At 25.9% G+C, this 19,196-nt stretch carries 21 protein-coding genes and 1 tRNA gene; 12 read left to right on the top strand and 10 right to left on the bottom strand.

The window, feature by feature from the left end; all coding sequences use genetic code 11:
- Positions 1–61 precede the first annotated feature (61 nt).
- Together ABXT63_RS00790 and ABXT63_RS00795 are read left to right on the top strand one after the other, a co-directional pair.
- The gene (locus ABXT63_RS00790; RefSeq protein WP_415321018.1) at positions 62–523 is read left to right on the top strand and encodes a hypothetical protein; all 462 of its coding nucleotides are present in this window, start codon (positions 62–64) and stop codon (positions 521–523) included.
- Entirely contained in the window at positions 520–2,241 is a 1,722-nt protein-coding gene (locus tag ABXT63_RS00795) for a carbamoyltransferase (RefSeq protein ID WP_415321019.1), read from the top strand. Before ABXT63_RS00790 ends, ABXT63_RS00795 begins: the two co-directional genes overlap by 4 nt.
- A gap of 5 nt (positions 2,242–2,246) precedes the next feature.
- Here ABXT63_RS00795 and ABXT63_RS00800 read toward each other — a convergent pair whose 3' ends face one another.
- The 4 genes from ABXT63_RS00800 to ABXT63_RS00815 are packed head-to-tail and all read right to left on the bottom strand — an operon-like array spanning position 2,247 to position 5,245.
- Entirely contained in the window at positions 2,247–2,759 is a 513-nt protein-coding gene (locus ABXT63_RS00800; RefSeq protein WP_415321923.1) for a glycosyltransferase, read from the bottom strand.
- On the bottom strand, positions 2,729–3,379 hold the full coding sequence (locus tag ABXT63_RS00805) for a glycosyltransferase (RefSeq protein ID WP_415321020.1): 651 nt from the start codon (positions 3,377–3,379) through the stop codon (positions 2,729–2,731). Before ABXT63_RS00805 ends, ABXT63_RS00800 begins: the two co-directional genes overlap by 31 nt.
- Complete coding sequence (locus tag ABXT63_RS00810; RefSeq protein WP_415321021.1) at positions 3,376–4,140, bottom strand: glycosyltransferase family 2 protein; 765 nt, start codon at positions 4,138–4,140, stop codon at positions 3,376–3,378. The genes ABXT63_RS00805 and ABXT63_RS00810 overlap by 4 nt, the downstream gene beginning before the upstream one ends.
- Positions 4,115–5,245, bottom strand: a complete 1,131-nt coding sequence (locus ABXT63_RS00815; protein WP_415321022.1) for a glycosyltransferase — start codon at positions 5,243–5,245, stop codon at positions 4,115–4,117. Before ABXT63_RS00815 ends, ABXT63_RS00810 begins: the two co-directional genes overlap by 26 nt.
- A gap of 67 nt (positions 5,246–5,312) precedes the next feature.
- On the opposite strand from ABXT63_RS00815, the gene ABXT63_RS00820 reads away from it, so the two are divergent.
- Genes ABXT63_RS00820 through ABXT63_RS00835 form a run of 4 tightly spaced genes read left to right on the top strand, consistent with a single transcriptional unit; the run spans position 5,313 to position 9,170 of the window.
- Complete coding sequence (locus tag ABXT63_RS00820) at positions 5,313–6,464, top strand: glycosyltransferase (protein WP_415321023.1); 1,152 nt, start codon at positions 5,313–5,315, stop codon at positions 6,462–6,464.
- Complete coding sequence (locus tag ABXT63_RS00825) at positions 6,461–7,234, top strand: glycosyltransferase family 2 protein (RefSeq protein ID WP_415321024.1); 774 nt, start codon at positions 6,461–6,463, stop codon at positions 7,232–7,234. Before ABXT63_RS00820 ends, ABXT63_RS00825 begins: the two co-directional genes overlap by 4 nt.
- Before the next feature lie 6 nt (positions 7,235–7,240).
- Positions 7,241–8,062, top strand: coding sequence for an FkbM family methyltransferase (locus tag ABXT63_RS00830; protein WP_415321025.1), 822 nt, complete (start codon positions 7,241–7,243; stop codon positions 8,060–8,062).
- Positions 8,055–9,170: a glycosyltransferase gene (locus ABXT63_RS00835; RefSeq protein WP_415321026.1), complete on the top strand. Its 1,116-nt coding sequence runs from the start codon at positions 8,055–8,057 to the stop codon at positions 9,168–9,170. The genes ABXT63_RS00830 and ABXT63_RS00835 overlap by 8 nt, the downstream gene beginning before the upstream one ends.
- On the opposite strand, the gene ABXT63_RS00840 is transcribed toward ABXT63_RS00835, so the two are convergent.
- The 3 genes from ABXT63_RS00840 to ABXT63_RS00850 form a co-directional block, all read right to left on the bottom strand.
- Positions 9,150–10,223, bottom strand: a complete 1,074-nt coding sequence (locus ABXT63_RS00840) for a site-specific DNA-methyltransferase (protein WP_415321027.1) — start codon at positions 10,221–10,223, stop codon at positions 9,150–9,152. The genes ABXT63_RS00835 and ABXT63_RS00840 overlap by 21 nt on opposite strands.
- Positions 10,224–10,344: 121 nt before the next feature.
- Entirely contained in the window at positions 10,345–10,905 is a 561-nt protein-coding gene (locus ABXT63_RS00845; protein WP_415321028.1) for a ribonuclease HII, read from the bottom strand.
- Positions 10,905–11,636: a uracil-DNA glycosylase gene (locus tag ABXT63_RS00850; protein WP_415321029.1), complete on the bottom strand. Its 732-nt coding sequence runs from the start codon at positions 11,634–11,636 to the stop codon at positions 10,905–10,907. Before ABXT63_RS00850 ends, ABXT63_RS00845 begins: the two co-directional genes overlap by 1 nt.
- 11 nt (positions 11,637–11,647) lie before the next feature.
- Between ABXT63_RS00850 and ABXT63_RS00855 the strand changes: the two genes are divergently transcribed.
- The 4 genes from ABXT63_RS00855 to ABXT63_RS00870 all read left to right on the top strand — a co-directional run bounded on the left by ABXT63_RS00855 (position 11,648) and on the right by ABXT63_RS00870 (position 15,566).
- Complete coding sequence (locus ABXT63_RS00855; protein ID WP_415321030.1) at positions 11,648–13,333, top strand: tetratricopeptide repeat protein; 1,686 nt, start codon at positions 11,648–11,650, stop codon at positions 13,331–13,333.
- Between the two features lie 3 nt (positions 13,334–13,336).
- Positions 13,337–14,182 (top strand): 4-(cytidine 5'-diphospho)-2-C-methyl-D-erythritol kinase, encoded by an 846-nt coding sequence (locus ABXT63_RS00860; protein ID WP_415321031.1) that lies wholly within the window; start codon positions 13,337–13,339, stop codon positions 14,180–14,182.
- 32 nt (positions 14,183–14,214) lie between these two features.
- Positions 14,215–14,288: transfer RNA gene (locus ABXT63_RS00865), tRNA-Gln, on the top strand.
- A 3-nt stretch (positions 14,289–14,291) separates the two neighbouring features.
- Positions 14,292–15,566, top strand: coding sequence for a CCA tRNA nucleotidyltransferase (locus tag ABXT63_RS00870; RefSeq protein ID WP_415321032.1), 1,275 nt, complete (start codon positions 14,292–14,294; stop codon positions 15,564–15,566).
- Here ABXT63_RS00870 and greA read toward each other — a convergent pair.
- The 3 genes from greA to ABXT63_RS00885 are packed head-to-tail and all read right to left on the bottom strand — an operon-like array spanning position 15,563 to position 17,329.
- Positions 15,563–16,039: a transcription elongation factor GreA gene (gene greA / locus ABXT63_RS00875; protein ID WP_415321033.1), complete on the bottom strand. Its 477-nt coding sequence runs from the start codon at positions 16,037–16,039 to the stop codon at positions 15,563–15,565. The genes ABXT63_RS00870 and greA overlap by 4 nt on opposite strands.
- A 1-nt stretch (position 16,040) precedes the next feature.
- Entirely contained in the window at positions 16,041–16,868 is an 828-nt protein-coding gene (hemF, locus tag ABXT63_RS00880) for an oxygen-dependent coproporphyrinogen oxidase (RefSeq protein WP_415321034.1), read from the bottom strand.
- The gene (locus ABXT63_RS00885; RefSeq protein ID WP_415321035.1) at positions 16,868–17,329 is read right to left on the bottom strand and encodes a tRNA (cytidine(34)-2'-O)-methyltransferase; all 462 of its coding nucleotides are present in this window, start codon (positions 17,327–17,329) and stop codon (positions 16,868–16,870) included. Before ABXT63_RS00885 ends, hemF begins: the two co-directional genes overlap by 1 nt.
- Before the next feature lie 86 nt (positions 17,330–17,415).
- Between ABXT63_RS00885 and petA the strand changes: the two genes are divergently transcribed.
- Together petA and ABXT63_RS00895 are read left to right on the top strand one after the other, a co-directional pair.
- Complete coding sequence (gene petA, locus ABXT63_RS00890; protein WP_415321036.1) at positions 17,416–17,925, top strand: ubiquinol-cytochrome c reductase iron-sulfur subunit; 510 nt, start codon at positions 17,416–17,418, stop codon at positions 17,923–17,925.
- Positions 17,926–17,934: 9 nt separating this feature from the next.
- Positions 17,935–19,194: a cytochrome b gene (locus ABXT63_RS00895; protein WP_415321037.1), complete on the top strand. Its 1,260-nt coding sequence runs from the start codon at positions 17,935–17,937 to the stop codon at positions 19,192–19,194.
- The last annotated feature ends 2 nt before the right edge of the window (positions 19,195–19,196 follow it).

The raw sequence follows: 19,196 nt of genomic DNA on the forward strand, positions 1-19,196 counted from the left end.
AAATAATTCATACAACTTATTATCTTATGAAAATAAAAAAATGATTTTGGCTATAAAAAAAATGGGACATAAAATAGGGCTTCATTTTAATTATAAAGGAAAGAGAGATAAAAAAAGCATAATTAAAGAACTTTTAGTTCAATCCAAAGTTTTTAATCACGAATTTAAAAATCAATATGAATTTTTTTCTCCCCACAGACCTTCAAAATTTTCTACCATGTTCAAAATTAATTTAAAAAATTTAACAAATACATACTCTAAATTATTTTTTAATGATTTTGATATAGCAAACAAAGATAAGAAAAAAATTATCTATCTAGTAGATTCTAGGCATGAGTGGAAATTTTTACATCCATTAAAGTTAAACCTATCAGAACATAAAAAAGTTCATTTAGTATTTCATCCAGATGCCTGGAGTAAAAATGGTTTTTCAAAAATAAAGAACTATAACTTACTAAGGCACGAAAAATCGATTGAATTTAACAACACGTTATTAACAGAAACAGATTATTTAACAAAATGATTTTAGGCATCAATGATATGGTAGACCCATCGATATCTTTGGTTAAAGATGGAAAGATACTATTTTATGTTGAAGAAGAAAGGCTAAATAGAATAAAACACTCTCACAATATTTTTCCCATTAGGTCAATCGAATTGGCACTTAAAAAATTTAATATTTCTATTAATGATTTAGATTGTATTGCATACAATTGGAACTTTAATAAATATTCCAATGGACACATGGCCAGTATTTTTAAGGACTTAAATACTAAATTTAATGTGGATCAACTAACAAAAAAATGGCAATCAGAAAGATTAAAAACAAGAAATCTAACTAATTTTAAAAAAAAACTAGAACTTAATTTAAGAAAAAAATTCAAATTTTCTAAATTACCTCCTATTAAATTTTTTTCACATCATTATGTTCATGCACTTCAAAGCCATCTTCACTCAGGATTCAAAAAATCGCTGTGTATAACTATTGATGGGTCTGGAGAAGAAAATTGTACAGTAGTGTGGAAAATTGAAAATAATAAAATTACAAAAATAAAAGAAATAAATATGCCAAACTCATTAGGGTGGTATTACGCTGCATTTACAGAATATTTGGGCTTTAAAGCATATGATGGTGAATATAAGTTAATGGGACTAGCCTCTTATGGCAAAAGTAATCTGGTTTTAGAAAAAAAGATCAATAAAATAATTAAGATTAACAACCACTCTAAAGAGTACAGCTTAAACCCAAAATATATTCATTACGGAGTTCACTCATTTTCAGGTAGGTTTACTGATAGTTTAGTTAAATTATTTAGCAAAAAACCTAGAAAAGAAAATGAGGAAATAACTAATTGGCATAAAAATCTAGCTTTTGAAGTACAAAAAAAATTGGAAAATTCTGTATTTAATTTATTTCAAAAATACTCAGCTATAACGGGAATAAAAAATTTTACTTTGGGTGGTGGTGTTGGACTAAATGTAAAAATGAACTCCAAAATTTTTGCATCCTCATTTTGTGAAAATATTTTTCCTAACCCTTTATGTGCAGATAATGGAGCGGCAGTAGGCTCAGCTTTAATTGCAGACTATGTTTTAAATAAAAAAAAACCTAAACAATTAAACAGTTTGGCTTTAGGTCCAGACTACTCTGACTCAGAAATAAAAAAAACTTTAAAACTAAATAAGATAAAGTTTTATAAAATTAGCAATATTGAAGTACATGTTGCAAAAGAATTAGCTAAAGGCAAAGTGATTGGATGGTTTCAAGGAAAAATGGAAGCAGGCGCAAGAGCTTTGGGCCAAAGAAGTATTTTAGGGGATCCTAGGAATAAGAATATGACAAAAAAAATTAATCAAATTATTAAATACAGAGAGATTTGGAGACCTTTTTGTCCTTCAATTTTAGAAGAGCACGTTAAAAAATATTTTTATAAATCATATAGATCTAGTTTTATGACAATTTCATTTGAAGCAAAAAAAGAATTAAAAAAAATTGCACCAGCAATTGTGCATGTCGATAATACCAGTAGAGTTCAAGCTGTTTCTAAAAAACATAATTTAAAATTCTATAAATTAATTAATGAATTTTTTAAGATTACAAAAGTTCCAATATTGCTTAATACTTCATTCAATGTAAAAGGAGAACCAATTGTTTGTTCACCCAACGATGCAATAAGAACTTTCTACTCAACAGGTTTAGATGAACTGGTATTAAACAATTATTTGATTAAAAAAAAATAATACTTCTATTTATAGTGCTTTTCAATTCTTGCAATATTTTTGCTTAGATCAAATTTATCTTTTAATTCAATAATTTCTTTTTTATTTATATCAATGTTAAATTTTGAAAATTCTTTGATTTTTGTTGAAAATAAATAAAAATCAAAACCATCAATTATATGACCATTAATATTATTTAGAACAAGTTCATCTCCACCAGGAGTATTAAAAGATATGATAGGAAGATCAGATGAGATCGCATCTAAAATAACAAGTGGAGAACCCTCAACTCTTGCAAGATTAATATATAAATTAGATTTTTTATAATAATCAATTAATTTGCTATTTGGAAAATATGTTTCATTATCATTTTTTATTTCATTTAAAATTTCAAATTTATTTTGATTTTTTATAAAATAATCTCCTTCTAAAAGTTTTTTTGTACCCCTCCCAATTATTATCCATTTGTATTCAATAATTTTATCTAATTCTTTAGCAATCTTTTCAATTAAATCGAAACCTTTTTTTTTATTGCAAATCTCCCAACTGTTAAAAGTGTCAAAATTTGATTATTTTTTTTTGATATATTATCAAATTTTTTTTGTACAGAAAAATTTGTTATCTTAAAAATTTTATTTTTATCAATTCCAAAATTAATTAATTCACTTTTTATATCATTAGAAATTGCATGAAATATATCTACTTTTTGAAATACATTGTGTATCAATTGATCGTATTTTTTATCTAACCTATATCCATATCCAATTTCTTTATTAATTTGAATATCAGCACCCTGAAGTGTTACAATAATCTTTTGATTAAGACTTCTTAGTACCTCAATATAAATTAATGTTTTGAAGTTTACTGATTGAAAATGCCAAGCATCAATTTTTTTTTCTTTTATAATACTTTTGAAATATGCCCTTAAAATAAAATTTAAATCTACATTTAAATAATATCTAAATAAGTAAACTAAATTTATTAATTTTTTTTTAAAAGAAATAATTTTATACTTAGCATTTTTGATTTCAACTTTATCAAGAACAAATATTTCAACATCATGTCCCCTCTCTACAAGTTTATTGGCAACATTATGTGCTTGAATTTCTGCACCACCAATATGAGGTAAAAAAGTAGAAGGTATAAAGGCTATTTTCATAAAGATTTTATTTTGTAAAAAGAATAATTAAATAAATGAAGAATAAATAACATCATTATAATAAAAATATTTTGCTTATTGTGAATTCTAATTTTAGTTTCTTCAATTATTTTACCAAAAAAGCTAACTCTACTTCCCATCCCATCTAGTCTAAACTCACCTGTGATCTCTTTATGACTAACGCACATGCCTTTTAGTTTATGTTTAATAATCATTCTATAGATCAAGTCATAGTCAGCAGAATATTTGAATTTTGTATTGTATAGTCCTATTTTTTTGTGAGTTGATTTTTTAATAAAAAATCCTGATGAATGACCAGGATAAATATTAAATTTCCATTTAATTTTGTGAGGGTGATATCCACTCATAATACGGTTTTTTTTAACTGAACCAAATAAGAAATCAATATCGTTAAATTTTTGAAAGTATCTATTTACAATTTGTAGAGCATTTTTCCTATATATATCATCAGAGTTCAAAATGCCTATGATATCACCTTTTGCTTTTTTTATTCCCTTATTCATAGCATCGTATAAGCCATTGTCTTTTTTGGAAGACCAATAGGAAATTTTTCTTTGATATTTTTTTATAATTTTTACAGAATTATCTGTAGAGCCACCATCAATCAAAATTAGTTCATAATTTTTATAATCTTGATTTAGAGTGCTTTTTATGGATTTCTCAAGGTGCTTATCACCATTTAAAACAACAGTAATTATTGAAATTAAATAATTTTTAGATTTGTTTGAAAATTTTTTCATAGGACGAGAAATTATTTATATAACTGAATTTTTTAATATGCTTTTTAGCATATTTAATTTTTTTAATTACATCTTTTCTATTATTTGAATTAAAAATAATTTTTTTTTTTAATTCATCATAATTATCAACTTCAAATAAAACTCCAGCTTTTCCATTGCTTACAATTTCTTTATTACCTCCGTTACAATTTGAACAGATTATAGGTATATTATAATTCATTGCTTCTACAATAGAACTAGAAAAACCTTCACAATGAGATGAATTTATATATAAATCTGATTTTCTATAAAACTTTTTTAAATTATTTTTAAAACCATGAAGTTTTATTTGATTCTGAAGTTTATAACTTTTAATTAATTTAATTAAATTTTTTTTTTCATCTTGATTTTTATCATAGCCTTCTCCCAAAACGTTTAGTTTAATATTCTTATTTTTCAAACTATGAATTGCTTTAATAATTGTATCAATACCCTTTTCTTTGATTAAGCTTCCAATATTTAAAATATTTATAGTCTTATTGATATTTTGATTTATATTTTTATTCTTATGAATATTTTTTTTATAGGCAGCAGGATAGACATAAATAGTCTTCGAATTACAAAATTTTTCTATATCAAAAGCCTCTCTTTTAGAATTAGCAATTACTAAATCAGATCTCGAATATAAAATCTTGATTAAAAATAAAATTGTTTGTTTCTTGAAAAAGTCCTTGATACCGTAATATCTTTTTAATTGTGCAAGACTAGTACGTTCAATTAATATTTTTTTTATATCTAAATTTTTTCTTAAAGCAATAATCGAAGTGACATTTGCATAATGGTGATTTGAAACAAATATTGTTTTTAAATTATTTGATTGGGAAATTTTTTTTGTAATTTTTCTTAAAATATTTATAGAAAAAAAAGTACTACGTGATTTAATTTCATAAACATTTACTTTATTTAAATTAAGTTCTTTTTTTAAAGCACATTTTCCAATACAAATAACATATAAATTAAACCCTTTTTTCTTGAGATAACCACATAACTTCAAAATAGCATACCCTGCACCACCTTTAGAAAAGTTAGGTAGAAAAAAAATGATGTTTTTTGATGTTTCTTTCATTATTATTGTTTGATAATTAATTTAACATGGTGATATTCATTTAATAATTAAAATTAAATTAATTTAAATGAAAATATTTTATTGGTCACCTCATATCTCACATGTAGCGACAGTAACAGCTGTAATTAACTCAATAAAAAGCTTACAAAGTTATTCTTTAGGAGCAATTGAGTGTAGCTTGCTCGATGCGGTAGGTGAATGGGAGGACTATAAGCATGAAATAATAAAAAATAATATAAATGTTAAAAAACTTTATTTAAAAGAAAAATACAAAAAACTTCCACGATTTGGTTTTATTAAAAGCAGACTAGCTTATTGGATTATTTTTTTTTCATCATTTTTTTCATTAAAAAAAATAATTAATGAAAATAAACCAGAATATTTAATAATACATTTAATTACATCACTTCCAATAATAATTAATTATTTTTTTAAATTAGAAACAAAAATTATTTTACGTGTTTCAGGATATCCAAAACTAAATATTCTTAGATTGTTTATTTGGAAGGTAATGGGTAAAAAAATTTATAAAGTAGTTTGCCCAACAGTTGCAACAAGAGATTACTTAATTGAAAAAAAAATTTTTGATAAAAAAAAAATATTTGTTTTAAAGGATCCGATCATAAATATTTCAACTATTAATGAGAAAAAAAAAGAAAATATTGATGAAATAGAACAATTGGGAACAAGAAAATACCTATTAACTGTTGGTAGAATTAGTAAACAAAAAAATTATTTTTTTTTAGTGGACTGTTTTAGTGATTTAATAAAATTATATCCAAAATATTCATTGGTAATAATTGGAGAGGGAGAAGATAAACACAAGCTACTAGAGTATATTAGTGAAAAAAAACTAACTAAAAAAGTTTTTTTACTTCCATTTAAAAAAAATATTTTTAATTACATGCAAAAAGCAGAATGTTTTATTTTATCTTCATTATGGGAAGATCCAGGTTGGGTTTTAATGGAAGCAGCATCAGTAAATAAAATAATAATTTCTAGTAATTGTCCCAATGGTCCAACTGAATTCTTATCCAATGGAGAGGGCGGGTATTTATTTGACTCAAATAAAAAAGATAGTTTTATAAAAAAATTTATTGAATACCAGAATGATAACGCAGAATTAAAAAATAAAAAAATATTAATTACAAAAAAGAAAGTTAAAGAGTATACACTATTTAAACATCATCAGGCCTTAGTAGAAATTTTAAAAATATGAATAAAAGAATTGAAGACAAGATAACAGTTATTTTACCCTACTATAAGAAGAAAATATTTTTTACAAAATCCTTTAATTCAGTTCAAAATCAAACTTATAAGAATATAGAAACCATAATTATATATGATGATGAAAGTCTTAAAGACTTAAAATTTATTAAAAAAAAAATTTCTAAATATAAAAAAACAAAATTAATTGTTAATTCAAAAAACTTAGGAGTGTCAAAATCAAGGAACAAAGGCATAAGTGTAGCTAAAGGAAAATATATAGCATTTTTAGATTGCGACGATCTGTGGAAAAAAAATAAATTAGAATTACAAATTAATTTTATGAAAAAAGAAAATATCAATTTCTCACATACAGGCTATGAAATTATAAATAGTAAAGACAGAATAGTAGGTAGAATGCGTATAAACGAAATATTATATTATGACGATCTATTAAAATCTTGTGATATTGGCCTCTCTACGGTGATTTTAAAAAAAAGTATTCTATCCAAAAAACCATTCCCGCCCTTAAAAACTAAAGAAGATTATGTACTTTGGCTAAAAATTTCAAAGAAATATAAAATTAAAGGACTTAAAAAAAGCCTTACCCAATGGAGGAGATTGGACAATTCTCTATCTTCAAGTATTAAACAAAAAATTATGGATGCATTTAAAGTATATTATATATTCGAAAAAAAAAATTTATTAGAATCCATATATTTAACAATAAGATTAATATTTTTTGCTATTTATAAAAAAATGTACTTACAAAGGACTGACTAAATAATAATGAAATTTTTGAATTCAATAATATATGTATACATATTTTTGTTTGGAAGACATGTCTTTGCTAAGTTTAATGTAATACTATTTAAAATTATTATTAAATCCTTGGGATACAATAATTACGGAAGCTATAATTATACTGGAGAAAAAAATTTTGTAAAAATTTTAGAAAAGTATAGAGTTAGGCTATGTTTAGATATCGGTGCTAACGTTGGTGATTACTCTAAAATGTTATTAAAATTAACTAATGCAAAAGTAATAGCATTAGAACCTAATAAATTTTCTTTTAAGATTTTAAAAAAAATTAGACTAAGAAACAAAAAAAGGTTTACATGTCTCAATGTTGCAGCCTCAGACAAGAAAAAAAAAGGCTACTTATATTATGGGACTAACACCTCTGAACTTGCATCTATAATGCAAAACACAAATAAACTTAATTTTATTGATGGTAAAAACTCTAACAAGATGAAAATACAACTTTCAACTTTAGATGAAATTTTTTTAAAGAATAAAGATAAATTTAAAAACTTGGACTTTATAAAAATAGATACTGAGGGACATGAAATAGAAGTATTGAAAGGATCAAAAAAAATAATTAAAATTTTAAAACCAAAATTTTTACAAATTGAATTTAATACACATCAATTACTCAGAAGTATTACACTACAAGACTATAAAAAATTATTGAGAAATTACAATGTCTTTAGACTATTACCTTTTGGAAGAAAACTATTATCAGTAAATGTAAACAAACCTGAAGATAATATTTTTCACCTTTCTAATATTGTATTTATTAGAAAAGATATAAATTTTAAAGATGAATAAGTATAAAAAAATAATAATATTTTACCCAGCTTATGAAAATGGAGGTGCTACAAAAATATTATTAAATTTAACAAACTTCTTTTTAAAAAATAAAATTAAAATAGATATTTTATCATTAAAAGCAAAGCATAAAAATTTTCAAAATAATAAAAATTTAAAAATTTTTAATGTTGAAAAAAAACATCAAAAATTTCTATATAAAAATAGATTTATTTCTAATTTCTTTTCAATATTTATCTTTATTAAATTATTAAAAAAAAATAAAAGTGATGAAACCATTATATTTTCAATGCAAAGTCATTTAATTTCTACAATTATTGGAAAATTATTTAACTATAGAGTTTTTGTAAGAAATTCAGAAGACCCATTTGGTGCCACTAAATATGCTGATAATAAAATTGTTGGAGCATTAGTCTTTTTGTCTAAGTATATTTCATTTAATCTTGCAGATAAGATAATCACTAATGCATCTAAATCATTTAATTCTATAAAATTTTTTTTATTAGATAAGTCAAAAGTAAAATTAATATTAAATCCTTATATAAATGATACAAAACGATTTCCAAAAAAATATTTCAAAAAAAAATTGCAGCTGTTGGCTATAGGCAGATTTGCAAAACAAAAAAATTTTGAATTTTTGATAGAAGTATTTTCCCAAATTAACAATCAATTGAAAGATTATAAATTAGTTATTATAGGATCTGGTTCTTATGAAGCGAGGATAAAAAATAAGATTAGAAATTTAAATATGAAGAGTCATATTCAGGTAAAAAAATGGTCCAATGATTTGTCTAATGATTTTAATGAGTCAAAAATATTCATTTTACCATCACTTTATGAGGGATGCCCGAATATTTTAGTGGATGCAATTATTCATAAAATACCATGTATTTCATCTAATTGTAGTGGCGCGTATGATATATTGAAAAATAATAAGGCAGGACTAATTTTTCCAATTAATAATAAGAAAATATTAATTAATCATATATTTAAAATTTTACACAATTATTCTCTTTATAAAAAATCTGCTGAAAAATTTAGCAAAAGTAGAAACAGATTTTATATAAAACAACAATCTGAAAAATATTTAAAATTCTTTAAAAATTAATTTTTGTCTTAAATTGTCTATAGGGACTGAAATTCCATCTACTGTGCAATGCCAGTAAGTCCAGCCATTACAGCTTTCAGATCCAAGTATTGTTGCCGCAACTTTATGAATTGATCCCTCTGTTCTATTGTGTTTTATGCTTCCATCTACCATAATTTTTGCAATATTTTTTTTCTTTTGGTCAAAAATATTTGTTCCTGGTTTAATTATTCCAAGTTCAACCAAAGATCCAAAAGGAATTCTTGGTTTAGATCTATTATTTTTAAGAGTATCTAAAAAATTATCTTCAATAGGCTTTGTATTTTTTATTCTTTGTTCTGCTGCTCTGAAATAATTTTTTTCTTTTTCTATGCCAAAATAATTTCTACCTAATTTTTTTGCTACTGTTGCAGTAGTGCCTGATCCCAAAAATGGATCTATGACCTTATCTCCTTTATTTGATGAGGCTAATAATACTCTATGAAGTAAAGACTCAGGTTTCTGTGTTGAATGAACTTTTTTTCCATTTTTTTTAAGTCTTTCTGCTCCATTGCAAATAGGCAGTTTCCAGTCTGATCTCATTTGAAGATCATCATTTAAACATTTTAAAGATTGGTAGTTAAAAGTGTATTTTGATTTTTCACTTTTAGATGCCCAAATTAATGTTTCATGTGCGTTGGTAAATCTTGTACCTCTAAAATTAGGCATTGGATTATTTTTATTCCATATAACATCATTCAAAATCCAGAATCCCAAATTTTGTATGGCAGTTCCTACTCTGAAAATATTATGATAACTTCCAATGACCCAAATAGCTCCATCTTTCTTTAAAATTCTCTTACACTCTGAAAGCCAAGCAACTGTAAACTCATCATATTTTTTAAAGTTTTCAAATTGATCCCATTTGTCGTTAACAGCACTCACTTTAGTCCTGTCTGGTCTTGTAAGTGAATTTTTTAATTGTAGATTGTATGGGGGGTCAGCAAAAACAAGATCAAAGGTCTCACTTGGAATTTTTTTTAATTCCTCAAGACTGTCACCATTAATAATCTTATTTTTAAAATTGTTTTCCATTTTATATAAAACAATTAGACTCCAAACGGATTCCGTGGTCAACTCCAGATTGAATTAATTGGATTCAAATTGTGTTTATAATCTTTTTAACAACCAGATATTGTGTTGTCTCACGTGAAACTTATAAAAGATCGCAAATAGGCGAAAAGGTTTTTCGATGATACTTAGTAATACCTAACTTTTTAATTGCTCTTAAGTGTTCCTTGGTTCCGTATCCTGAATTTGTATCCCATCCATAATTATTAAATTGTTTTGAAAGTTTTGTAATAAATTTATCTCTACTGACTTTTGCAATAATTGATGCTGCAGAAATGCTAGGAATTTTTTGATCTCCTTTAATCACATATTCTAAATTATAGTTTATAAGGACTGGTAATTTGTTGCCATCAATTAAAACAAGAGAAGGTTTCTTATTTAATTTGAGTATAGCTCTTTTCATTGCAAGTAAGCTTGCATGTAATATATTTATTTTTTCAATTTCTTTGGTTGAAGCTTGTCCTATAGCCCATATAGAATTTTCTTTAATATATTTATCAAGCTCTTCTCTTTTATTCTTAGTCAAACTTTTAGAATCTTTTAATAATTTTTTATTAATAGATTTATTTAATATTACAGCTGCCGCATAAACTGGACCGATTAAGCTACCTCTACCAACCTCATCAACACCAGCCAAAATTTTCATCAGATGTTCAATTTCAAATCAACAATTTTTTGTTTAATTTTTTTTAAGTCTTCCCATGAGTATTTTTTATTTTCAGGAACTCTTAAAAGGTAAGATGGGTTAAAAGTAATAATAACGTTATAGGTAGTATTTTTAACAATTACCTCTTTCCACTTTCCTCTTTCAATAGAAATTTTGCCATTCAAACCCGTTAATGATTCCATAGCAGTACTACCCATAAGGATTATTATTTTGGGTCCAACAATCGAAATTTGTTTTTGTAAAAATTGAGAGTATCTTTTAATTTCAGTAGAGGTAGGTTTTCGATCATCAGGTGGCCTAAAATTTACAGCATAAGTAGAGTAAATATTTTCTTTTTTAATGTTTATTGCAATTAACATTTTTGTTAAAAGATCTCCAACATCTCCCAAAAAAGGTAAACCAGCATTATCTTCTTCCATACCTGGAGCTTCACCAACTAACATTATAGAGCTATTGATATTTCCATCTCCTAAAACTATTTTTTTGGAATTGTCTTTTAAACTACAATCGTTAATTGAGTTTATTTGTAATTTTAATTCATTAAGTTCTTTTTCTTTATTAACCTGATAAACGTCATTCTCTTTGTTTAGACTAGAGGAAGAATTCTCTAGTCTATTGATAGGATTTTCATCAAAAATAAAATCAGATCCAATAGAATTCAGCAATTCTGAATCATAATTCGTATTTTGATTTATTACTTTTTTAGACATACAATGACTTAATGTTGATAAATTTTTTTAAATTTGCTTTAATACTATTGTTTTATCAAAGCCCATTATACTCAAAAATTAAGACTTTAAATGATTTTAATTCAAGTAATTTATCTAATTATTTTTCTGGTATCGTGGCTTATGAGAACAGTGATAATTCTCAAGCCTTAAAATTTTTTAAATCATCAAAGCATTTAATCAAACAACACAATCCATATCTTGAAAACTTTATATATACGCTTGTGCTTGAAGGTAAGGTTCAGCAAGCCATAAGTGAAATTAAGCAAAATCAAACTGAAAATAATTCTAATTTTTTTGAAGCTCATTTAGTACTAGCTTTAGACAGCCTTAAGAGAAAAAATTATAAAAAAAGTAAAGAACACCTGCAAAGATCTTATGAGTTTATCAAAAATGATAGATTTTCCTTAATAATTGCGGAAACATTAAAACAATATCTATACGTTTTTGAGGAAAATAAAATTTCAAAAAAGAAAAATAAATTTGGTGATTTTTCCTTCATCAATGAGGTTTTTCAAAGATGTTATTTGAATGATAAGAATAACAAAATCAATTTTGATCAATTGATCAATGCACAAAATGAAGAAGGCTACTCAAGATATATATTTTTTTACTTAAATTATTTGATTGAAAATGATGGATATGAAGAGGCAAAAAAAATTACTGATAATATAAATTACTTAAATTCATCTTTACTTATCTCTCAAGGAAAAAAATGGATTGATGATAAAAAACCAGAAAAATTTAAAGAAATATTTTCATGTAGCAATACTACTGATATAGTAAGTGAGTTTTTCTTTTTAGTATCTAGCCTTTACTCATCAGAAAACAATTATGAAAAATCTAATTTTTATTTGAATATATCTAATTATTTAAACCCTAAATTTAAATTTAATTTATCTTTATTAGCTGAAAATTATTATCTTAATAAAGATTATACAAAAACTTTAAAAATTTTAGAATCTTTTAATAAAAATGATGAATTTTATTATTGGTTTAAATTAAAAAAAGAAACACAAATAATTTCTAAAAAACAAAATAAAGATAAATCTTTAGATTTTATTAACTTACATCTTAAAAAAATTAAAAACCCTTCTATAAAAATAGTTTTTGATATTGCAAACCTTAATAAAAATGCAAAAAAATATAAAGAAGCAATAAAATATTATGATCAAATAATTTCAAAAATTGATATTAACTCCCAACTATATGCTGAAATTTTATATAGAAGAGGAGGCTGTTATGAGAGGTTGGGTGATTATATCAACTCAGATAGGGACCTGTTAAAATCTTTAGAAGTTAATCCAGACGATGCATATGTGTTAAATTATTTAGCTTATTCTTGGTTAGAGCGAGAGCATAAAATTGACCTCTCCCTTCAAATGCTCGAAAAAGCTTACATTGCTAGAAGCAATGACCCTTACATAATTGATTCAATAGGATGGGCTTATTATTTGATTGATGATTACTTAAAAGCTGAAAATTTTGTAAAAAAAGCGGTTGAACTAATGCCAGAAGACCCAATTGTAAATGATCATTATGGTGATATTCTTTGGAAGTTAGATAGAAAAATTCAAGCAAGATATTTTTGGGAAAGTGTTTTAAATTTAGAAGAAACAGAAGACAAAATGAAAAAAATTATTAAAGACAAATTGATCAAGGGTTTACCCAATTCTTAATTTATGTCTAGTTTCAAGATCCAATCATATGCTAAAATAAATCTTGCACTAAATGTAACTGGAAAAAAAACTAAACTACATAAAATTGAAAGCTTAATTTCTTTTATAGATTTACACGATTTAATTTACTTAAAAGAAATAAAAAAAAATAATCACAAAATAACTTTTAAAGGGAGGTTTTCTAAAAATATTGGTAAAATAAATACGGTTACGAGCTTGCTGAAATTATTAGATGATAGTAATTTACTTAATAATCAAAAATTTGAGATTAAAATTATTAAAAAAATACCTCAAAAAGCAGGAATGGGTGGAGGTTCAATGAATGCTGCTAGCATAATTAATTTTTTTATTAATCAAAGAATATTGAAGTTAACAAAAAAAGAATTAAAAAAGCTGGCAAGTAAGATAGGCTCTGACGTTATATTGGGAATACAACCAACCAATACAGTTCTTTTACATAACGGAAATATAAAAAAATATAATAAACATATTAAATTCTATACATTAGTTGTAAAACCTGATTTTGGCTGTTCAACTAGATACATTTATTCAAAAGTAAAATCATTTTCCAAACCACAATTTAGTTTTCCAAAGCCAAAAATGTTTGAGGTGAAATATCTTAAAACTTTGAATAATGACCTAGAAATGATAGCCTTTAAAAAATATCCAAAACTTAAAAAAATTAAATTATTTCTATCAAACACATCTAACAATATGTTTGTTAGAATGTCAGGATCTGGCTCATCAATTATAGCCTATTTTGACTCGAAGAGTGACTGTGGTAACGCATATAGTCAATTTAAAAGGAAATTCAGCAGTCACTGGTGTATTGTATCAAAAACTATATAATTTTTTTTTTTTGTGATATATGAAATCAATATTGGGGCATAGCCAAGCGGTAAGGCACTGGTTTTTGGTACCGGCATCCTAGGTTCGAATCCTAGTGCCCCAGCCATATATGAACAACTTATTAAACAAAATTTTTTTTAGATATCAAAATCTTGATTATATAAATTTAGGATTTAAAGATATAAAAAAAAATACTGAAGTAGAACAAATATTTCATGCCATTCATTCTTTTTCTAAAAATAGTGAAATTAGATACGTTGGTGGATGTGTTCGAAAAATTATTAATAAAGAAAAAGTAGATGATATAGATTTAGCTGTAAATTTAGAACCGAAAAAAGTTTGTGATGCACTTAATAAAAAAAATATAAAATATTATGAGAGTGGAATAGAGCACGGAACAATTACAGCCATAATTAATAACATAAAATTTGAAATAACTTCTTTACGCAAAGATGTTGATAGCGATGGAAGACACGCCAAAGTCGAATTTTCTGATAATTGGAAGGAAGATGCCTCTAGAAGAGATTTTACTATAAATTCTATTTATGCTGATTTTGAGGGAAGTCTATTCGATCCTTTTGATGGCAAAAAAGATCTAGAAAATGGAAAAATTAAATTTATTGGAGATATAGAGGTAAGGATTAAAGAAGATTATCTGAGAGTATTAAGATATATTCGATTTTTTCTTAATTATTCCAAAGATAAACATGATCCTAAAATTATTAATATAATAAAAAAAAATTTAAGTGGTGTTTCTACAATTTCTTCTGAAAGATTATTAGATGAATTTCAGAAACTATTAAAATCTGAAGGTTTTTCAAAATTAGCGAAAGATAAGGATTGTTTAGAAATTATAAATCTTATTTTTCCCCAATTTAAAAATATTTCTATGTTTAGTAGATTAAATAAATTTGCTAAAAATAACTTCTCTAGAGTAGATCTCATTTTTTTATTATCTTTATTAGTTATTGATGGGACTGATAATGTTGATTATTTTATATATAAATTTAATTTATCTAAAAAGGATAAAAAAAGACTCTTATTTTTAAATAAGTTTTTTTCAGAAAAATTTACTAACAATACCTTTTTAGAAAAAAATTTAAATAAAATTTTTTATTTTAATGGCAAAGAAGCTTTAATGGACATTATTTATTTTAAAATTTTCCAATCAAGCAAGAAAGATGATAAATTAATAAAACTAATTAAAGTTTTCAAAAAAAAAAAAATTCCAGTAATGCCCCTTAAAGCAAATATATTAATAGAAAAATATCAGGTTCTAGAAGGAAAAGAGTTGGGAAAAAAATTAAAAGCAATTGAAGAAGTTTGGGTGAGTAATAATTTCAATATTTCAGAGAAAGAAATTCAAAAAATAGTAAGTAATTAGACGTATTTAACATCTTTTATTTCAAAATTCTTTACACCAGCAGGAGTTTTAATTTCAACAAGGTCATTTTTATTTTTACCTATTAACCCTTTACCTATTGGGGATTGAAAAAATATTAATTTCTTTTGTAAGTCTGCCTCATCTCTTCCTACAATTTTATAGGTAATCTTTTCTTCAGTATCAAGATTTTCTAAATATACTGTTGAGCCAAAAATAACTTTTCCATCATTACTTATTTTTGTAACATCAATTACATTTGCTCTTGCTATAATGTCATTAATTTGAGCTACTCTTCCTTCATTATGCGATTGCTCTTCTTTTGCAGCGTGATATTCAGCATTTTCCTTTAAATCACCATGAGATCTTGCTTCAGAAATAGCAGCAACTATTTCTGGACGTTTTTTTTCTTTTAAAAAAATCAGCTCTTCTTTTAAAGTCTCGAGTCCAGCTGTTGTTATTGGTTCTTTTTCCATTTTAATTCCATTTTGCTATTGGTGGTAAAGACATTAAGATACCCTCAACATTGCCTCCGGTTTGTAGTCCAAATTTTGTTCCTCTATCATAGAGTAAATTAAATTCAGCATACCTTCCTCTTTTAATATATTGTAATTCTTTTTCTTTCATAGTCCATTTTTTTTTGTATTTCGATTTTATTATTAAATTAAATAGCATCTGAAAAGTTACCCCTAAATCAGATACAAATTTGAAGTCCTTTTCCCAATTATTTTTCTTATAATCAAAAAAAATACCACCAACACCCCTAGTTTCTTTTCGGTGCGGTAGATAAAAATATTCATCACACCATTTCTTATATTTTTTATAATATTTTTTATTATGACGATCACACATCTTTTTTAATTCTTTATGAAGTAAATTTTTTTCTTTATTATCTATGATACATGGCGTTACATCCATTCCACCACCAAACCAACCATGTGATGTGTAGATAAATCTTGTATTAAAATGGATAGCAGGAATATAAGGATTGTTCATATGCATAACAACAGAAATTCCTGAGGCCCAAAAATTTGGATTTTGATTTGCTCCTGGAATTTTTTTTATCATTTCTTTAGAGAGCTTTCCATATACCTCAGAAAAATTTACTCCCACTTTTTCAAAGATTTTTCCATTCTTTAAAATTCTGAATTCACCACCACCTTCATCTTTAATCTTATTTCTATTCCATTTTTTAGATTTAAATTTTATTTTCTTATTTTCTATTTTTTCAATGTCATCACAAATAATATTTTGTAATAATTTGAACCAATTAGAAGCAAGTTTTTTTTTAATTTCTTTATCCATTAATTTATAAAGTTAGTTTGTCTTAAATTTTCAGATAGAATTATAGCAACTGAAGAAGCTATATTTAAGGATCTTTTATTAATCATCATAGGTATTTTCAATCTGTATTTGATCGAATTATGAACATGTTTAGGTACCCCAGCGCTTTCCCTTCCAAATAACATTGTATCATTACTTTTAAACTTAAATTTTGCATAAGATTCTGCTGATTTTGTAGTTAATAATATTATTCTTTGACCTTCTTTTGACTTAAAAAACTCTTCTGAACTTTGATAAAATTTTATTAGTTTTTCATCCATATAATCCATAACCACTCTTTTAAATCTTTTATCACTAAATAAGAATCCGCATGGCTCAATAATTTCTAAGTCAGCACCAAGACACGCACAGGTTCTAATAATTGCAGCTGTATTTTGAGGAATATCTGGCTCATACAAGGCTATTTTAGGTCTTAATGTCATAGTTTATGTGTCATTGTTTCTCTAGAAAAAAAACTTTTTTCTTATATGAAATCATATATTAGATAACAATATACAAAAAATAAAAGATGTCTGAAAAAAAACCTAAAAGAAGAGAATTTTTATTTACAGCCTCGTATGCTGTTGGTGCTGTTGGGGTAGGAGCGGTTGTTTGGCCTTTAATTGATCAAATGAATCCGGATGCCTCAGTAAAAGCATTGGCCAGCACAGAAGTTGATATTAGTTCAATTCAGCCTGGAAAAACAATCACTGTCCTTTGGAGAGGAAAACCAGTTTTTATTAAAAGAAGAACATCTGAAGAAATAGCAGAGGCAAAAGCTGTTAAGATGGAAGATTTAAAAGACCCACAGAAGGACGAAGATAGAGTAAAAAATCCTGAGTGGCTTGTGATGGTTGGTGTTTGTACTCATTTAGGATGTGTGCCTTTAAATGATAAAGGGGATTATAATGGTTGGTTCTGTCCTTGTCACGGATCACATTACGATACATCTGGAAGAATTAGAAAAGGTCCTGCTCCCACAAACATGGAAGTTCCAAAATATGAATTCACTAACAGCAATATAATCAAAATTGGATAATAAATAATTATGAGTGATCACGAGTACGTTCCTAAATCAAAATTTGGAAAATGGTTTAATGATAGACTTCCACTTTTAACACTTGCTAGCCATTTAACTGACTATCCAACACCAAAAAATTTGAATTATTGGTGGACATTTGGTGGAATTTTAACTTTTTGTTTAATTACGCAAATCGTTACAGGTTTAACTTTAGCCATGCACTATATAGCTCACGCTGACTTGGCTTTTGAAAGTGTTGAGCACATTATGAGAGACGTAAATTATGGATGGCTTATAAGATACATTCATGCAAATGGTGCATCAATGTTTTTCTTAGCAGTTTACATTCATATATTTAGATCATTATTTTATGGATCTTATAAATCTCCAAGAGAAATAATTTGGATTATTGGAATAATAATTTATCTTTTAATGATGGCGGCAGCATTTATGGGCTACGTCCTTCCTTGGGGTCAGATGAGTTTTTGGGGAGCAACTGTTATCACTAACCTTTTTAGTGCAATACCCTTGGTTGGAGAGGGAATAGTAAATTGGTTATGGGGTGGTTATTCAGTTGATAATCCAACCTTAACAAGGTTCTTTACACTTCACTACTTAATTCCATTTTTGATTTTAGGTTTAGTGGTTCTTCATATTTGGGCCCTCCATGTTCCTGGAAATAATAATCCTGTAGGGATTGATGTTAAAAAACCATCTAAGGATACAGTGCCATTTCATCCATACATTGTGATTAAAGATGGTTTTGCATTACTAATGTTTATGATTGTTTTTGCATTTTTTGTTTTTTATTCACCAAATATTTTAGGTCATGCTGATAATTATATTGAAGCTAACCCTATGGTTACACCAGCCCATATTGTTCCTGAGTGGTACTTACTTCCTTTTTATGCAATCCTAAGATCAGTTCCTGATAAGTTAATGGGTGTAGTGGCAATGTTATCAGCAATCTTAATTTTAGCAGCATTACCGTGGTTAGATACTTCAAAAATTAGGTCAGCAGTATTTAGACCTCTTTACAAGCAATTTTATTGGATATTAGTAGTGGATGTATTAGTTCTAGGTTATGTGGGAGCAATGCCAGCTGAAGGACTTTATTTATTAATTGCTAGGGTTGCCACAGCTTACTATTTTATTCATTTTTTAATAATCTTGCCAGTATTAGGATTTAAAGAAAAAACTATACCCTTACCTTTAAGTATTACAGAACCGGTACTTGGGGGGATGCCAATGGCATCTGCTGTTAAAAAAAAAGAAAGTTTAGATTAATT

Source organism: Candidatus Pelagibacter sp. Uisw_092 (assembly GCF_047729545.1).
Taxonomy (GTDB): domain Bacteria; phylum Pseudomonadota; class Alphaproteobacteria; order Pelagibacterales; family Pelagibacteraceae; genus Pelagibacter.

Excerpts from the sequence above, each read along its gene's own strand:
- ABXT63_RS00830 (WP_415321025.1), top strand. The coding sequence starts at position 7,241 with ATGAAATTTTTGAATTCAATAATATATGTATACATATTTTTGTTTGGA.
- ABXT63_RS00860 (WP_415321031.1), top strand. The coding sequence starts at position 13,337 with ATGTCTAGTTTCAAGATCCAATCATATGCTAAAATAAATCTTGCACTA.
- ABXT63_RS00850 (WP_415321029.1), bottom strand. The coding sequence starts at position 11,636 with ATGTCTAAAAAAGTAATAAATCAAAATACGAATTATGATTCAGAATTG.
- ABXT63_RS00835 (WP_415321026.1), top strand. The coding sequence starts at position 8,055 with ATGAATAAGTATAAAAAAATAATAATATTTTACCCAGCTTATGAAAAT.
- ABXT63_RS00790 (WP_415321018.1), top strand. The coding sequence starts at position 62 with ATGGGACATAAAATAGGGCTTCATTTTAATTATAAAGGAAAGAGAGAT.
- ABXT63_RS00810 (WP_415321021.1), bottom strand. The coding sequence starts at position 4,140 with ATGAAAAAATTTTCAAACAAATCTAAAAATTATTTAATTTCAATAATT.
- ABXT63_RS00815 (WP_415321022.1), bottom strand. The coding sequence starts at position 5,245 with ATGAAAGAAACATCAAAAAACATCATTTTTTTTCTACCTAACTTTTCT.
- ABXT63_RS00885 (WP_415321035.1), bottom strand. The coding sequence starts at position 17,329 with ATGACATTAAGACCTAAAATAGCCTTGTATGAGCCAGATATTCCTCAA.
- petA (WP_415321036.1), top strand. The coding sequence starts at position 17,416 with ATGTCTGAAAAAAAACCTAAAAGAAGAGAATTTTTATTTACAGCCTCG.
- greA (WP_415321033.1), bottom strand. The coding sequence starts at position 16,039 with ATGGAAAAAGAACCAATAACAACAGCTGGACTCGAGACTTTAAAAGAA.
- ABXT63_RS00870 (WP_415321032.1), top strand. The coding sequence starts at position 14,292 with ATGAACAACTTATTAAACAAAATTTTTTTTAGATATCAAAATCTTGAT.
- ABXT63_RS00805 (WP_415321020.1), bottom strand. The coding sequence starts at position 3,379 with ATGAAAATAGCCTTTATACCTTCTACTTTTTTACCTCATATTGGTGGT.
- ABXT63_RS00820 (WP_415321023.1), top strand. The coding sequence starts at position 5,313 with ATGAAAATATTTTATTGGTCACCTCATATCTCACATGTAGCGACAGTA.
- ABXT63_RS00795 (WP_415321019.1), top strand. The coding sequence starts at position 520 with ATGATTTTAGGCATCAATGATATGGTAGACCCATCGATATCTTTGGTT.
- hemF (WP_415321034.1), bottom strand. The coding sequence starts at position 16,868 with ATGGATAAAGAAATTAAAAAAAAACTTGCTTCTAATTGGTTCAAATTA.
- ABXT63_RS00840 (WP_415321027.1), bottom strand. The coding sequence starts at position 10,223 with ATGGAAAACAATTTTAAAAATAAGATTATTAATGGTGACAGTCTTGAG.
- ABXT63_RS00845 (WP_415321028.1), bottom strand. The coding sequence starts at position 10,905 with ATGAAAATTTTGGCTGGTGTTGATGAGGTTGGTAGAGGTAGCTTAATC.
- ABXT63_RS00895 (WP_415321037.1), top strand. The coding sequence starts at position 17,935 with ATGAGTGATCACGAGTACGTTCCTAAATCAAAATTTGGAAAATGGTTT.
- ABXT63_RS00825 (WP_415321024.1), top strand. The coding sequence starts at position 6,461 with ATGAATAAAAGAATTGAAGACAAGATAACAGTTATTTTACCCTACTAT.
- ABXT63_RS00855 (WP_415321030.1), top strand. The coding sequence starts at position 11,648 with ATGTTGATAAATTTTTTTAAATTTGCTTTAATACTATTGTTTTATCAA.